The sequence below is a fragment of the Chitinophagales bacterium genome (assembly GCA_041392475.1).
Taxonomy (GTDB): Bacteria; Bacteroidota; Bacteroidia; order Chitinophagales; family UBA2359; genus JAUHXA01.
Genome location: JAWKLZ010000001.1, coordinates 643416 through 659403, shown reverse-complemented (window position 1 = coordinate 659403; position 15988 = coordinate 643416). Strand labels below are relative to the sequence as shown.

16 protein-coding genes are annotated in these 15988 nt (G+C 36.9%); 2 read left to right on the top strand and 14 right to left on the bottom strand.

The features are described 5' to 3' along the window. Positions 1 to 39: 39 nt before the first annotated feature. From R3E32_02375 to R3E32_02345, 7 genes are all read right to left on the bottom strand, one after another. The gene (locus tag R3E32_02375; GenBank protein ID MEZ4883556.1) at positions 40 to 459 is read right to left on the bottom strand and encodes a hypothetical protein; all 420 of its coding nucleotides are present in this window, start codon (positions 457 to 459) and stop codon (positions 40 to 42) included. A gap of 195 nt (positions 460 to 654) precedes the next feature. Next, entirely contained in the window at positions 655 to 870 is a 216-nt protein-coding gene (locus tag R3E32_02370) for a hypothetical protein (GenBank protein MEZ4883555.1), read from the bottom strand. Between the two features lie 34 nt (positions 871 to 904). Next, positions 905 to 1093 carry a hypothetical protein gene (locus R3E32_02365; GenBank protein MEZ4883554.1) on the bottom strand — a complete coding sequence of 63 codons (189 nt, stop codon included), beginning with the start codon at positions 1091 to 1093 and terminating at the stop codon, positions 905 to 907. A gap of 107 nt (positions 1094 to 1200) precedes the next feature. Continuing rightward, entirely contained in the window at positions 1201 to 1503 is a 303-nt protein-coding gene (locus R3E32_02360; protein ID MEZ4883553.1) for a hypothetical protein, read from the bottom strand. A gap of 283 nt (positions 1504 to 1786) precedes the next feature. Beyond that, positions 1787 to 2443: a hypothetical protein gene (locus tag R3E32_02355; GenBank protein MEZ4883552.1), complete on the bottom strand. Its 657-nt coding sequence runs from the start codon at positions 2441 to 2443 to the stop codon at positions 1787 to 1789. A 4-nt stretch (positions 2444 to 2447) separates the two neighbouring features. After that, positions 2448 to 2738, bottom strand: coding sequence for a hypothetical protein (locus R3E32_02350; protein MEZ4883551.1), 291 nt, complete (start codon positions 2736 to 2738; stop codon positions 2448 to 2450). Between the two features lie 70 nt (positions 2739 to 2808). Next, a complete protein-coding gene (locus R3E32_02345) occupies positions 2809 to 3690 on the bottom strand; it encodes a DUF4339 domain-containing protein (GenBank protein MEZ4883550.1) in 882 nt (293 codons plus the stop codon). Positions 3691 to 4061: 371 nt separating this feature from the next. Between R3E32_02345 and R3E32_02340 the strand changes: the two genes are divergently transcribed. After that, positions 4062 to 5534, top strand: a complete 1473-nt coding sequence (locus R3E32_02340) for a hypothetical protein (protein MEZ4883549.1) — start codon at positions 4062 to 4064, stop codon at positions 5532 to 5534. Between the two features lie 84 nt (positions 5535 to 5618). Here R3E32_02340 and R3E32_02335 read toward each other — a convergent pair whose 3' ends face one another. Next, complete coding sequence (locus tag R3E32_02335; GenBank protein ID MEZ4883548.1) at positions 5619 to 5831, bottom strand: hypothetical protein; 213 nt, start codon at positions 5829 to 5831, stop codon at positions 5619 to 5621. A 295-nt stretch (positions 5832 to 6126) separates the two neighbouring features. On the opposite strand from R3E32_02335, the gene R3E32_02330 reads away from it, so the two are divergent. After that, entirely contained in the window at positions 6127 to 6942 is an 816-nt protein-coding gene (locus tag R3E32_02330; GenBank protein ID MEZ4883547.1) for a hypothetical protein, read from the top strand. 13 nt (positions 6943 to 6955) lie between these two features. On the opposite strand, the gene R3E32_02325 is transcribed toward R3E32_02330, so the two are convergent. From R3E32_02325 to R3E32_02300, 6 genes are all read right to left on the bottom strand, one after another. Further along, positions 6956 to 7798, bottom strand: a complete 843-nt coding sequence (locus tag R3E32_02325) for a toll/interleukin-1 receptor domain-containing protein (GenBank protein MEZ4883546.1) — start codon at positions 7796 to 7798, stop codon at positions 6956 to 6958. A gap of 207 nt (positions 7799 to 8005) precedes the next feature. After that, on the bottom strand, positions 8006 to 10279 hold the full coding sequence (locus tag R3E32_02320) for a glycoside hydrolase family 3 N-terminal domain-containing protein (protein MEZ4883545.1): 2274 nt from the start codon (positions 10277 to 10279) through the stop codon (positions 8006 to 8008). A 151-nt stretch (positions 10280 to 10430) separates the two neighbouring features. Further along, positions 10431 to 11315, bottom strand: coding sequence for a glycosyl hydrolase family 17 protein (locus R3E32_02315; GenBank protein MEZ4883544.1), 885 nt, complete (start codon positions 11313 to 11315; stop codon positions 10431 to 10433). A gap of 124 nt (positions 11316 to 11439) precedes the next feature. Then, positions 11440 to 12870, bottom strand: coding sequence for an MFS transporter (locus R3E32_02310; GenBank protein ID MEZ4883543.1), 1431 nt, complete (start codon positions 12868 to 12870; stop codon positions 11440 to 11442). A gap of 47 nt (positions 12871 to 12917) precedes the next feature. Further along, entirely contained in the window at positions 12918 to 14411 is a 1494-nt protein-coding gene (locus tag R3E32_02305) for a glycoside hydrolase family 30 protein (GenBank protein ID MEZ4883542.1), read from the bottom strand. Positions 14412 to 14657: 246 nt separating this feature from the next. Continuing rightward, positions 14658 to 15956 carry a glycosyl hydrolase family 17 protein gene (locus R3E32_02300; protein MEZ4883541.1) on the bottom strand — a complete coding sequence of 433 codons (1299 nt, stop codon included), beginning with the start codon at positions 15954 to 15956 and terminating at the stop codon, positions 14658 to 14660. Between the last annotated feature and the right edge of the window lie 32 nt (positions 15957 to 15988).

Genomic DNA, 15988 nt, shown 5'->3' with positions numbered 1-15988 from the left:
CATCTATTCTGGCTTCTTTGTAGCCTCTTGGGAAATACCTTACAAAAAACCATTTGGATGATACGACCACCTACCTTTAGACACCTCTCTAATCATATCTTCTGCGGGAGCGACTCCTGCAAGGATAGCGATGGATTCTATTTCTTGATAGGTTTTATTTTGTGTAAGGGTCGTTCTTATTTTAGCATCTGCCTCAATTATTTTTTGGAGTTGGGGAGCTATTTTTCCCGTTAGTTGTTGCTTCAATTTATCCAGTTCTTTACCAAACATTCCATTCAACCAATCTTTCCCTTTGTACTTTAACAATTCTGAAGGAGTAAACAACTTACTCAATGTTTCCATATATTTAGCATCCATGGTATTCATATCTGCGCCTGCTACAATCGCCCACAATAACACTTGAATGTTTTGTTGTTTTATTTCGGGGTGTTTTGCATATCGTCCAAGTATTTCTTGCACAAAGTCAGCTTGTTTTCCTTTGAGTGGAGCATATAAATGACCATCTCCTCTACTTGTGCCTGCAGGCACCTGCACGCAAGCAAAAACTACGAGCAGTCATCGTATAAACTCCACTTGTCAGACGAAATCCTCCATCTTCAGTAGATGGTTGAATATCAAGAGGGCGGTATTCCGACTCCAAAGGCTCAAAATTGCTTAATAATTCAACTTCATAAATGGCATCATCAAAATTCGTAGAGATAGGTCTTTTTTGTCAAATTTTTGGAGTACTTCACTAAAGGATTTTTGAGCAGTCTTGATTTTAGGTAGTTTAATGCCATCACCTTTGTTAAAAATTTTTGGAAATTCTATTTGAGCAAACGTTAAAGACATTGGTAGCCAAAGAAGAAGTATAATAAATAGTTTTTTCATTTTCCAATATTTTATATTTTTTGCAATTCATTATCTATCTTCTATCTCTTTCATCTTCATCATTATCCTCATCATCTTTTGAAGATTTATAATCCTCTTTAGCATCTTTCAACATATCCTTAATCAAAGATTTATCTTTCAATATTTCATTAACATTATTCTTCAATTCTTCCTCTGTTTCCTCCGATTTATCAAAATCTTTTAACATAGCAAGTGCATTCATGTATATAATCCCAGAAACAACAGTCACTGAATATATTGTTGCTGCAACTACTGCGCCTCCGCCTACTGTACCTACAATAGGAACGAACTTGAAAAAAGTACCTAAAATTAAAGAGCTGCCACTGCTGCCCCTAAGTTTGTAGCAACAGCAGAACCTATACTTTTTATTATATTCTCCTTAAATGGAATGCCAACTTCATTGTTTATCCTAATATACATCGTCCAAATGTTAGTAGCAGCAGCAGCTATATCTGCCCCTGTAATTGGTATGAAGCCACTTGCTACTGCGAGTGCAGAATGTAACTTAACGATTCCTGCTAATTTCTCAGATAGTTGGTTATCTGCAAAGCCACTGACGGCATTTGAAAGCTTCATAGCAGAATTAATCAATTTCCAGTCTTCTTTTTTCATATCCATATATATTAATTATTTTATAATTACTAAATATTCAAATAATTATCACTAAATCAATTCCCATAAACCTCCTCCGCCAACAAAACATACTCCCCAAACTTATTCGTTCCAGTCACCCGAATCGTATAATTACCATCAGTTTGAGGTGTAAATAGCATTTCTTCGAATTGAGTAGAATCTCAATGAGTTCCGCCTCGTTGCAGTTGTTCGCCAGCAGCATCCAAAATTTGCAGTCTATAGCCCAAATTGTATTTTTCGCCTTTTCCCATTGTCTTAATCATCAAAGGAGTATTGGCAGTTCCCTCCAATTGATAATCATCATAGCTCCTTCGGCTAAAGTCTGCTCATAGCGTTTTCCCATTTCTATCACTTGAAGATCAGGCTTATCGAAGGTATAGTATTTGACTGCGTAACTACCCAAATTGCTTCTTCCTTCTATTCGCAAGGTGTAAGTTGCATCTTCCGTAGGCGTAAATGGATTTTCGTCAAATGTCTCAGCAGCCCAATTCACTCCACTTTTCCACAATACTTCTTCATCGCTGTTCAATATCAAAACAAGATAGCCCAACCTGTCTTCCGTTCTCGTTTGTAAAATCACAGGTGTATTCACATATCCTTCAAAGGTGTAATCGTCGTACGCTCCTTCTCCAATTCTATTGAAGTATTTCTCTGCATTGTCCTCCAATGCAATCACCTTGTTAGGTTCTTGTTCTTCATCATCAATATAGGAGATATGTAGTAGATAGTTCCCAACCTTGTTTGTACCCCAAACCCGAACCGTATAAGTAGCTGTTTTTAAAGGTGTAAAAGGAATTTGTTCAAATTGGTCAGATACCCATACACCTCCTTTTTTCTTCAAAATTTCTTCATCTGGATTGAGTATTTCTATCCGACAACCCAATTTTCCAAATACCTTCACTTCAATCAGAATCGGCACATTTTCAACTCCTTGAAATTGGGTGTCTTTGTAGGCATCCTTGGCGAGTTGCTCCGAAACAGGTGGTAACTTCGCCGTCTGAATCGGTGGTTTGCGTATAAGTTTTGCCCTCTACTTCAATCACAACCGTTACATTTTGCAATGTCTCTTGATTGATTTGGTTGTGAATTTGAATGGTGTAGGGAAAAGTGTTTTCTTTTTGAAGAATGAAAATAGCTATGGCAACGGAGGCAGTGATAAGGGCACCGATAATCGGTCCCCATCCTGGCCAAAGTTTTGATTTTGGTTTACACATGTTTGGTTTGTGTTTTTTAGGGTCAGATTAAGATTATGGATTGGATTGCAGAATTATGGATTACCTTAATTCAAGGTGTTTTATCATCGACATCTGCTCTGTAGAAATGATGAAATAACAATATATAGGGTAAACTTAAAATAGTCCTTAGAAAAATTCCTGAATCACTTCCAAGTATTCCTTCTGAAAAATAATTACAAAACAAAAAGGGTAATAAAAACATGCAGCTAACTGCAATGCGTTTTAAGGGAAAAGGATAGCGTCTATTAACCATCAATATTCTAAATCCAGCTATGAAATTAGCAACTGCTGCTACCATTACTAAAAACATAATGAATCCAATGTGACTAGCAAATTCATTTACACAGCCGATGGTAAATCCAAATAATAATAATATCAAATCAAATATAGAACAATCCATTAAGTCTCCCCAAGGCACAATAGAGATGTAGAAGTAAGCAAAGCCAAATAAAGCATGTGCTCCCATAATAACCATTATGAAATTACCTGTGATGGTGTCTTTTTGTGAATCAAAATACTGTTTAAAATACCACCAGGAAGCAATAGCAAGCCCTGTAACACCAAGCATTCCCACAGATGAAAGAGCAACATCCAATAAAATGATGTTTAATACTAATAATATTCCTGTTAGAATCATTGCAGTTTTGTAGTTTACACCTGCTTTATCCTCTACCTCACTATAATCGTATCTTGGTTTATTATTTTCTTCTTCTATTACCGATTCTTCAACAGGAACTGGCGGAGGAGAAGTCTTTATTATATCTATCAATTCGGGAAGGTCTCCTGCATTTATCCAATCAGCTAAACCTGCTCTCCATACTGGGGTATCTTTAAAAATGGGTTTATTGGATAATTCCTCAAATGATAAAGGTCCTACTTTAGAATTTCCGTCAAAAAAATAGTATTGTGTTATTTCTTGTAATTGGTTCATAGAATGAATAAATTAAAAATAAAAGATTAGTTAAGATTTTTGTAAATCATCGAATGAATGGTTAGTCCACCCGATGATTGAATTACTATGAGAAAAACTATTGCATTTTTTAGGTTAAAAACTTTAGTTCCGTTTAATGGCTTTAACAGACACGCTTATGGCATGGTTCCAAACTATTCTGCTCCATTTTTTGGCAAAATATCTGGGTTTATAGCTGCAATTCTTGACAATTTATTGAAATATCAATATATACATTTATTATTTTCAATTAAATATAAAATTTGACTTTTGGACAAAAAAAATGATTTATCATTTTCACCAAATGGCTGTATATTTATCCACAAAACCCCTTTATGCAAAACCAGCCCTTGATGTCTATTTTAGATTCTTTTGAAGAAAAAGAATGGAACAAATTTGAAGATTTCTTGCGTTCTCCATTTTTCGATGTCAAATCTCAAGCTCAAGTAATTGACATATATTTGGTTATAAAAAATCATTATGCAGAAAAAGAAAATACATTTCCAAATGACAACCAACTATGGAACGTATTGAAGCAAAAAGATACTTTGAACACTAATTACCTTACCAATTTGTTATACGAATTAAATACGCAAGCAAAACGCTTTTTGGCTTATTCCTACTATGAATCCACAAGCTCTTATTTGTTCAATAACTTGCGAATTCATTCTCAGCTTGCACTACCCAAAATATTCAAGCGTTTTCATGATAAATTGGTAAAACGAGCTTCTAAAAAAGCAGTAAAAAATGAGACTGAGTATTTTGAAAACTATCTTTGGAAGAAAGAAGTAGATATTTTTTATGGCAAAACCGACCGCAAGTTTGATAGGATCTCTCACCTTCAAGAGATGACAACTGACTTGGATTACAGCTATTTAATCGGAAAACTGAAGCAGTATTGTATTCTATTGAGCAAAGTAAAAGAAAAAAACGAGCTTCAGGGTTTTACCTTATTCAAAAAATACCTGGCTGATTATATGACACAATTTGAACTAAATGCAGCTTCAACTCCTCCCCTTTTGCAGGTTTATTTGCAGATGTTAAAAACGATAGAAGAAAAAACTTTTGCCAATATTGCAGAATTAAGAGAGTTGTTCTTTGCTTATGGAGATGCTATGGAAGAAAGGGACAAAAGCAATGTTCGGCAAACGATTATCAATCTTTATACCCAACAAATCAATAAAGGAATTTTTCTATATAGACAAGAATTGTTTGATTACTACAAAAAATTAGATAGCGAAAATTTATTGACCAACCGCAAAAATGAAATTCAATACCTCAACTATCAAAACGCTGTTTTGAATGCGTTTGAACTGTCGGCTGCAAATGAAGCTCAAAAAACAATTTACCTACAATGGGCAGATAAATTTATTCGTAAATGTAAAAAACGCATCTACCCACATCAATATGCCGAAAATGCCTATAATTTCGCAACAGGAAGTTTGCTTTTTCAACAAAAAAAGTGGGCAGAAGCCGAAGATATTGCGGATAAACTAACCAGCGACCCTAAGAATCCTTATTACTCTCTGAGAGGCTATGTTTTGTGCATTCGTTCTCTTTATGAACTAAAAAATAACTCTGAAAGATTAGAATTTAAAAGAAAATCGCTCTATAATTATGCTCGAAGAAAGTCTTTAAAGTCACATACCAAAGAACATTTTAAGGAATTTGCCATCATTATAAAACAATTCATTCAATTGAAAACCAAAAACTTAGAAGAACCCGTCTATAAAAAGTTGAAGAAAGAAATCGAAGAAAAGAAAAAACTCCTTCACCGAAATTGGTTGTTAGAAAAATTAGAAGAAGCAAGTAACAAATCTCAATAATATTTCATTGAAAAAGCCAACAGCCTTTACACATTATATTGCAATAGATTGTTGGCTATAGATTCATGTTTTACATCAATCTTATTAAATCAATTCTTCTACTTCAATGTCATTTTCACTTGGCCCCCCGACTCCTCCTGTACCGCCTTTGAGTTTCGACGATTGGTTTGTGCTAAGTACATTGTCAGCGAAAACAAAAAATGGAGAAATGGTATCAGGGTCTTTGAAGCGGACAGACGATTGGCTAACAGATGTTTTCATTCCGAAACATCTGGCAATTAAATTGCGTGCATTCATGTTTGTATGTATTTAAAAAATGAAAAATAACCCCGCCCCTATCCTTCCATTGAAGGGTGAGTAGGGCAAATACAAAAGCACGCTATTGCAGCATTATCCGCGGCTAAAAGACTGAATAGCAGTTTATTTTCTAATCATTAACTGCTGCAAATATATGGGGAAAAGTAGGAGGCTGGCGAACAATGAAGTACCGATGATTTCCAATAAAATGACTTTAATTTCAACTTTTTTTCAGAAGAAAAAGTAAATTTGGAAAAACGATTGTCTTCAATACCTTCAAAAAAATTATTTCAGAATGAGTTTTCGATTAAATACCATTGATTTATTGTTTGATAAGATGGCAGAAAAAGAAGATTTGCCATTGAATGCCAGCAGTTTTCATGTTTTTAGTGATAAAATAATGGACGCAGTTGGAGAACATTTGGGAATTACTATTAGTCAGAAATACTTAAACGAGAAGTATAAAATAATCGAAAAATCTAAAAAAATAAACAAAGGCTCTATTGTAGGCAGCAAAGCACATTTTGATGCCATTGCTAAATATTTAGGATATATTGATTTACATGATTTTGAAAAAAAAATGTTTCCCCCATCAAGCGAACTTTCGCCTATACTATGGGCTTGCAAAGGACTATGGTACAGCTACCTTCGCTGCAATTCGGGCAGAAATGATGTATTGATATCTCCCATCGAAATCTATGAAGCTGATGGCAAAATGTGGATGATTATGCGAGGGCCGTCCAATACCTACAAGGGTGAATTATTATTGAAGGGAAGTTGTTTGTTTTGTGCTTTGGATTCGGGTACAAACAAAATGTACTACGTCACCTACAAAATTGGTGAATGTTTGAATGCCAAGGCATTGATAGGCACTTTTTGTGGTATGACCACTGCGGGCGACCCAATTGCAGGGAGGGAAGTTTTGGAAAGGCGAACAGATTACAAAAAATTGGAGGAAATGCACAACAAAACGGTTTCATTGAAGGACACAGAAACCCTTGAACAATATGTGGATTGGCGCATTGCCAAATATTTTGAGAAATACGAAACCAATTACATCAAAATCACCAATGTTGGTACGTTCAGTTTGAATGATTTGGTGATGGAGTAAACCCAAAACAAGTTCAAATTGAAGGAGATTGGGAATACAATAATCGAAGCACTCCATAGAGATTTTGACTACCTCCAAACAAATTTCCTATGCCATGTGCAGAAGCTAAATAATCGCTTTTGTCTTGAAACCAAGCCGTTTGCCCTCGATTGTAGGTGACTTTTACCCAATTTTTAGCTACATCACCTGACATATTAGTGTGTTCAATTTCTTCAATCGTATCTGCCTGAATATATATATTTTGGGTCTTTTTTTGAAACCATTCTTTTTTATCTCCACCATAAGCAATACCTCTTTCGCTCAATCGCAATTCTCCAACAAAAGAATTTCGGTAAGCAAAAAATCCATATTCTTTTGGTGCATACCAAATTTTGTTGAAAAGATGTTTGGTTGCCTCGGTATTTGGGAGAAGGTTTTGCATATTCTGAACCATCTTTAAAACATGATTCGCAATTTGGGTCATATCCCTATTTTTTGACTCGATTGCAGCAAACTTATCGGCAAAAACGAGAGGGAAAATTTTCAATATTTCTTCATAAGTAATTTGATGCCAAATAGGTATAATTTTAGGCTTATCCAATTCTGCCAATGCAAAAAAAGCAGATGCTTCTGTTATTGTCCATTTTTTGGTCAAATAAGGTTCGCTTACCAATGCCACTGCAAACTGACTATTGACAACTCCTTTGTTGATTTCCCACATTAAAGAAGTCTGTCTATCTCGAAGTTGCTCAAAAGAACCCCAAACTTTCAACCCTGCCTGTTTCAAATGCTCATACAATTGCCGAGCAAAATCTCTGTCTTCATTTGCAAAAGAGAGAAAAACATCAAATGCATATGTTTTTTCGTTTTTTTTCATATTAAAAAATCAGAATCTCCAAAATTCAACAATTAAAACCCTTTAACATACTCAATTGGACTTTGGACGAAAGAAGTGAGAAGCGGGAAACAAGTTGTAAATGTTTGATAATCAATTATTTGCTTATTCTTACCATTTAATCGTAAATTATTCATTATCAATTGATTAATATCTCACTTCTCGCATCTCTGCTCCCTCGTCCAAAGTCTAATACTCAAACTCTCCCTTCAATCCCCCAACATTCACCTCAAACTCCCCTTCTTCCGTCACCCATTGATTATCAATCCCTACAAATGCTAAATTTGAAGCACGAATCGAAAATTCCACTGTTTTGCTTTCACCTGCCTTCAAGTCCACCTTTTCAAAACCCCGCAATCTTTTCACCGAAGGAGTAACTGTTGCCACTTTGTCGGTAATGTAGAGTTGCACTACCTCTTTACCATCCATTTTACCTGTGTTTTTCACTACTACTGAAACATTCAAATTTCCCTTTGCATCCAATTGCTTGCTACTCAAATTCAAATCACTGTATTCAAAAGTTGTGTAGCTCAATCCATGCCCAAATTCCCATTGTGGATTGAAGGCATTATAGCTGAAATCGGTTTTGATTTGGTCTGTACCTTTGTGGTCGTAGGTCAAAATAGAATGAGGAAACCTTGGATAAGTGTAAGGTAATTTACCATTGGGATTGTAGTCACCAAATAGCACTTCCGCAATCGCTCGCCCCCCTTCATTGCCAGGAAGATATGCCAACAACACTCCTGCTACTTTTTCTTCAAATTTGCTCACCAACCGTGGACGACCTTCCGCCAATACCAATACAATCGGAGTACCCGTTTCGACAATCGCTTCCACCAATGCCCGTTGTGCATCAGGTATGTACAAATCGTCCCTATCCCCAGGTTTTTCGGTATAAGGCATTTCTCCTAAACAAACAATCGCCACTTCAGCTTTTTTTGCAGCCTCTACCGCTTCCTGAATATTTACCGCCTCCAATTCGCTTGCACCTTCCACAAAGGTTACTTGTTCTTTGCCTAATTTGGCCTGTATTGCTTCCAATATAGTCTGTTTGCCTTTGGTGTTGTATTGCTCATTTCTTCCTTGCCAAGTACCTGTCCATCCGCCATTTAAGGCATTAATAGAATTGGCAGTAGGCCCTGTCACCAACACCTTTCCAGTTTTGGATAGAGGTAAAATATTGTCGTTGTTTTTCAGCAATGTCAAACATTCCAACGCTGTATTGAAGCTGGCAGTAGCATGTTTTTCGGATCCAAAATCGGGATATTTATCCGCATTGTAAAAAGGATTTTCAAACAAACCCAATTGAAATTTTAGCTTCAAAATGCGACTTACCGCCTCGTCAATGCGCTCCATCGGTACTTCTCCTTCTTCAACTAATTCCTTCAATAAAACAGGAAACTCTGTATTCATTGGCACCATGCTCATATCAATACCTGCATTAACCGCCATTTTTATGGCTTCTTTGTGGTCTTTGGCAACTCGATGACGACTGACCAACAACAAAATATCCTCCCAATCCGATACTGCCAATCCTTCAAAACCCATTTCATCTCGAAGTAAATCTTTCAGAATCTTAGGGTTGGCATGAACGGGAATACCATTCATTTCGCCAGAACTGATCATAATCGTTGCGGCACCTGCATCTATGGCAGCCTGAAAAGTAGGTACAAAATACTCCTTCAATTGGCGTTCGGGAATGTAGGCAGGCGTACGGTCTTTGCCTGTCCACGGTGTGCTGTATCCCAAAAAATGCTTCATACATGCAGCTACATGATAAGGATTGTTCAAGTCATCACCTTGATACCCTTTTACCATCGAAACGCCCATTTTTTTCACCAAAAATACATCCTCTCCAAAAGTTTCCCATAAACGAGACCAACGAACATCTCGTCCCAAATCAAATACAGGTGAAAATGTCCAAGGAATACATGAGGCCCTTGTTTCATAGGCAGTTATTGATCCTAATGAAAAAGCCAAACTTGGATTCCAACTTGCAGCTAAGGTAATTTGTTGGGGAAAAAGCGTGGCATCGACTGTATAATTCGTTCCATGAATCGCATCAATACCATACAGAACGGGAATACCTTTTTCTTTCATGGCTATCTCTTGAATGTTGGTCATGATATCACGCCAATGCTCCCTTGTATAAGCATGTCCTGACACATTCATAATAGAACCCACTCTCAAATCTCTAAACACTTTCTTCAATTTGGCTGGGTCTAACTGATGAGGTTCTTTTGTATTGTGAGGTTCTCCAACTGAAATCATATCAAGTGCCAATTGCGTCATTTCTCCTACTTTGTCTTTCAAAGACATTTTAGACAACAAGTCAGCAACTTTTTGGTCTATTTCGTCTGCTTTTTCTTTGGGAGTTTCTCCTATTGAAGTATAGGGCATAAAAGAGAGCATAAAAATCATTGAAGACAATAGCATTAAAAGGAATGTAATTTTTCGTTTCATTTTAACTAAAAACTTATATAGGTATCAATAAAAAAGCAGGAATCAATATTCCTGCTTTTTGGATTAGCATCAAAGTTAAAACTATAATGTCGCTTGACACACATTTGTGCTACCAAATTTTAGCGGCATCAGTCCATTCATTTTTACTATTTCACCACTTAAGATTTCCTTTTTTGTCCCACAATCCCCAATAAGCACCTACATCACCTTCAGCACCTACCTTCCAAGATTCATCAAATGAAGTAAAATAAAAAAGATCAATGTTTTCTTCTTTCGACCACTTTTGTGCGTTGATGAAATATTTCATGGTATTTTCATTGGAGGGATGAGCATCTTTTAAACTAGTACCATGACTTGGCCATCCTGTTTCAGTAATGATAACTTTCTTACCATTAGCAGCATGTAAGGCTTGATAGTACATTTGTTTCATGTGCAATAGAGAATAATCAAGGTGACAGCTTTCCCAAAAAGGATAACAGTTGGCCAAAATAACATCACAGGCTTCGGTTATTTGAGGGTGAACCGTAAATTCATAATAGGCATCTACATAACCTACTTGCGTATCAGGAAGTGCTTCTTTAACCTGGTGAATATAATTCAGTAATTCTTCATGTGTTAAATCATTGCGATAAAGCACTTCATTTCCTACCGCAGCAATGTCAACAAGACCATTTTTAGCCAATTCAATTAAGCCCTCTATTTCTTTTTCATTTAACTCTTTATCTTTACCTAACCAAGCACCCACTAGTGTTTTTAAACCATAATCGTGCGCCACTTTCGGAATCAATTCATTACCCTCGATACAAGAAAAAGTACGGACCCATTTTGTATAAGGAGCAATAATTTCCATTCGTCTCCTAATCTGTTCTTCACTTAAAATACTACCTGGCTCTTGCCCTTCTTCATAAGCACTATAACATAGTCCATGCATTCCATCTTGTAATACTTGGTGAAACAAGGCAGTTAATTCTTCATTGGTTACATCGCTATAATCAATTCCTCTTAGGGATAATTGTTTTTCTATTCTATAAGACATATTTTGATTTTATTTTAAGTGGTTTAATCTAAAATATTTTTACTGACAAAAAAAACATACGCTTACTTTCAGCACAATCAAACTGCAAACCAAACAATATAGACTCAATTAAAAATATTCTTATTTATAATTCTCCTCTACGTTCCACAAGTGCCGCTTGTATTTCTTCAGCCCTTTCTTCTGATAGTGTATAAGTCCACATTACCCAAATTGCCAACGCAGCTGTTGTTGCGGGAATAACAATATCCGCAATACGAAGATTGGTCATGGTTTCAGCTGTTTGAACAGCAGCATTTTGGTCAAATCCTACCAATTTCAAAACCAAACCTCCTAAAACAAGAGCCAATGCTTGCCCCAATTTCACCATCCACCAATAAATCGCTCCAAAAGTTCCTTCCTTACGAGGCATTCCATTTTCTAATTCATCCAAATCACATACATCAGCAGTCATACTCATCATTAAGGTAAATAATCCGCCGAGACCAAATGCCATGAATGGGATTGGCATAAAGATTAACCAAGGATTTCCTGGGCTAAAACCCCACCATTTGAGAATATAACCCACAATAGAAAGTGCCGTTGAAATTAGAAAAGCATTTCGTTTTCCCCATTTATTGGCCATCCAAGAAACAATTGGAATAACCAAAAATGCGGTTGCAAACGCAGTTACTGTAGAAAACCATGCAGGCCAGTGTCCAGTTGCGCCAAAGTCACCGTTAAACATATAATAAACGATGATGAAATAACTAAAAGAAGCCACCAACTGAAAGCCATTAAAAACCAAAAATGTAGCTCCACATAGTTTGACAAAAGGTTTGTTTTTGGAAACTTGAACTATGCTAGCAACAAGGTCTTTTACATTAGAAAACATGGTTTTAAATGTAATTTCTTTTCTATTTTCCATGTGAGAAGCATCAATACCTCGACAGAATATGGCTGGCAAGACTCCTAATACCATACAAATAACACCAACAATAACAGAAAGCTGTCTAACACCAATAGCTTGTGTTTCAAAAAGATTTGGATTGGCAATCAGTACCCAAAACCACGGCACAATCATCCAAGCAATCTGACCTACTATTTGCGAAGATGCCATTAAACGAGTACGCTCATTGTAGTCAGAGGTCATTTCGTAACCCAAACCGATTAATGGCGTAGCATACATGGTATTACCAATTAAAAAAATCATGGAAAAAATAAGGAAATACCAGAAGTTATACATCTGCGAATTTTCTGGATTGAGTTGCCATAACAGGGCAAATAGCAAACCACTCAAAATAGCTCCTATAAAAATGTAAGGTCTTCTCCTACCCCATTTTGATTTTGTGTTATCCGAAATAAAACCCATAATAGGATCCGTGATGGCATCAAATATTCTTGGCAAACCACCTAATAACCCTGCTAAAAAGGGATCCATACCAAAAGCGGTAAGCAAAAAGAACATAAAAATTCCTAATGCCCCTGGCAATAAGTTGAGTACTAGGTGACCTGCACCAAAGGCAGCTTTTTGCACAAAAGGGACTTTATGTCTTGCACTTGTAGTGTGTTGTGTCATTGTTATTTTTTTAGGCTGATGATAAGTTAAGTTGGAATTTTTTTGATTTATTTTGGAATTACGATAGTTTGAATAGCTTGTGCATCAATCGTTATGTTTGTAGTTTTGTCGTTCAATGCTATCGTAAAATTTTTCGTTTCTGTTCCTTGATTGAGTACCACAACTGCAATTGATCTATCGGGGTTTTCAGCAGCTGTTATCAGCAGCTTATCATCTGAATTCTCAAAACCTATCCTTTTTGCTCCCGGTCTGATGTATTTGCTGAAATGAGCCATCGTATAATATATTGGGGTAAAATAAACCTCATCTTTTTCGGGGTCGACAATCACAGGCGCAACACACCAGTTTTTAAACCAGTTAGGCCCCCCCTGTTTGTCCAATACCATGTTCCAATCCACCCAGCCATCTACCCAATTGTTGAGACAGCCAATGATGTCCCGAGCATAGCGGTAAACAGGTGCATATTTTGGGTGCATGTGTTTGTCTTGTTCTGGTGCCCAATCCCAACCCCAATCTGTGGCTTCTTTTGACCAATACCATTTGTCATCCTTCCACTTGGGAATTTCAGAATCTACACAGGCTTCGGTCTGAATAAGGTACTTAGAAGGAGCTTTTTTATGTGCGTATTGCAGTTCATCGGGAAACACTTCAAATGTACTCGCATACCAGTGAATGGCAGTACCATCATAATATTTTGAAGTTTCCTCATTCTTGTACATTTCATCTACCCAATGCTTCAAGTGTTCACGATTTTGGTCATAGCCTAAAATCTTCAAATCACCCTTTCCATCAGCTTCAAGCTTTGGTCCCAAATGATTTTGAACAAAATTCGTCATCTCCTCTGCTGTGAAGTGCATACTTTCCCAGTTTTTGTCATTTCCCAAAGGCTCATTTTCTACCGTAAAACCCCAAATATCGATTCCCTCCGCTTTATAAGCATCAATATACTTTGAGAAAAACAATGCCCAAGTATCATTGTATTCAGGCAAAAGCTTACCCCCTCTCCAATCCTTGTTGTCTTTCATCCACGGTGGAGCTGTCCAAGGTGAGGCAATGATGTTGAAACCATCTTTAGAAACAGCCATAGCATCTTTAATCATTGGAATGATGTCCTCACGGTCTTCGTCTATCGAAAAACTTTCCAGCTCTTTATCCCCCTCTACTGGTGCATAGGAGTAATTACTCAAAGAAAAATCGCAGGAGTTCATGTGTGTTCGGGTCAAGGAGTATTTCGCCCCACTTTCTCCAAAATAAGCCTCCAATATTTTATTACGATTTTCTTGGCTCAGTTTGTTGAGTAGAGAAGCCGATGCTTCTGTAAAAGAACCTCCAAATCCAGTGACGGTCTGGAATTTTTCATCAGGTAACAACTTTATGGTTTCGGTTTTTTCTGCTTTAGAAAATTCCGACAACTTCTTCAATTGATTGCCACTTGCAGAAGTCTCATAGACCTCGACCTTCAATGGCTCTACCTTTTCGTTGCAAGCACTGAACATCATAATCAATGATAATAGGATTGTAGATTTTTTTAACACATTCATCTCCTTTTGTATTTCTTTAATATTTCGAAAAGTCCGTTCGGACTTGAATATTTGTAGAAAAATTAAACCAGTGATTACAGAACTCCATAAGAGTTGGTGATTAATACATTTGAAAACATTCTATAAATATTGCACTCCTACGGAGTAAACGTTCGTCTGTATCGTCTAATTAATTCATTAGACGGCGAAACAATACGCACCATCGAATAAATTCGACGATACAAAAAACTATCACTTAGTGAACTTTTACTGCACCGTCACACCCACCTTAACAGGTGGATTCTTTACCTCTTTCATCAATGACTCCTTGTCTCCATTGTAGGTTTTGCCAATAGACTTCCCTCCTCTCGTTAATCCTTCAAACACTCCTTTATCCACCAAATCCCACAAAGCATATTTCGCTTGTCCGTCAATGGTAAACAACCCAAAGTGATTTTCTGAGCCACCAGAATTGTGTGCATCCTTCCAAATTTCATCAAAAGCCTCAAAATAGAAACAGGAAATCCCTACACTATCTGTCCACTCTCGCATGTATTGGTGATACAATGCTTCTTTATATTCATCCGTAGCCTGAGACCCTTTATTGCCATAATGCCCATTGGAGAAACTTGCCCAACCTGTTTCCCCAATATGAACAGGTTTTTCAATTCCTAAACTCTTCATGTAGTTTACCGTATTTTGGTACTGAGACATCGCATATTCTTTGGCACGCACCATCGCTTTTTCTATCTTTTCCTCATCCGATAGCGATACCTCACTCTCCAATGTACCCCAAAAATCGGGATTGTAATGCGTATCGTGCATCGGATACGTATGCAGCGATATGTAATCTACGGCTTTCATCAATGCCTCTAAATCAGGGACATGGTATTGGTCTTCTCCACCTCCCCAAGAAGCAAAATTATCAGAACTGGTAATCCAAAGGTCTTTTGACAATTTGTTCGTTTTCTTCAACTCTTGTAGGTGATTCACCCACTTCAAAATCACCCACGGCTGTACAAAATAACTTGCCGCCCACTTGACCATTGCCTCATTTCCAACGGCGATTACCTTTACAATGTCAGGGTACTTATTCGCCAAATCTACTGCTCTTTGAATCTCAGCAGCGTTGCCTTCAGCATCTTCCTCGTCGTGATTAGGAGCTTGATTCGTCCACGCATTGGCACAATCAATCCATGCCCCTAGCATAACATACATTTCAAAATCTGGATTTTCGCCCTTCAATTGATGAATGGCTTCCAATGCATTGGAGGCATGTTTCAATTTTGTATTGTAAGTCCTCAATACTCTAATACCCATTGCATGAAGGATTTTCATATCTTCCTTCAATTCTTCAACAGTAGGCTGTATATCACGACTTTTCTGACGATAGCCACCATACGAAATTGCTTGATAATTTGGATTTCCTAGTATATTTTTAGCTGTCACTTCTTTTTTGATTTGTGGTTGGGTATCTCCCCCTGCATCTTCGGATTGTCTTTGATTGCAGGAAAAACTAACTATTAAAAATATGGCTATCAATAAAACTATTGGTATTCTAATCATAGTCGTCACATTTATTTAGAAGGAAGTTAGGG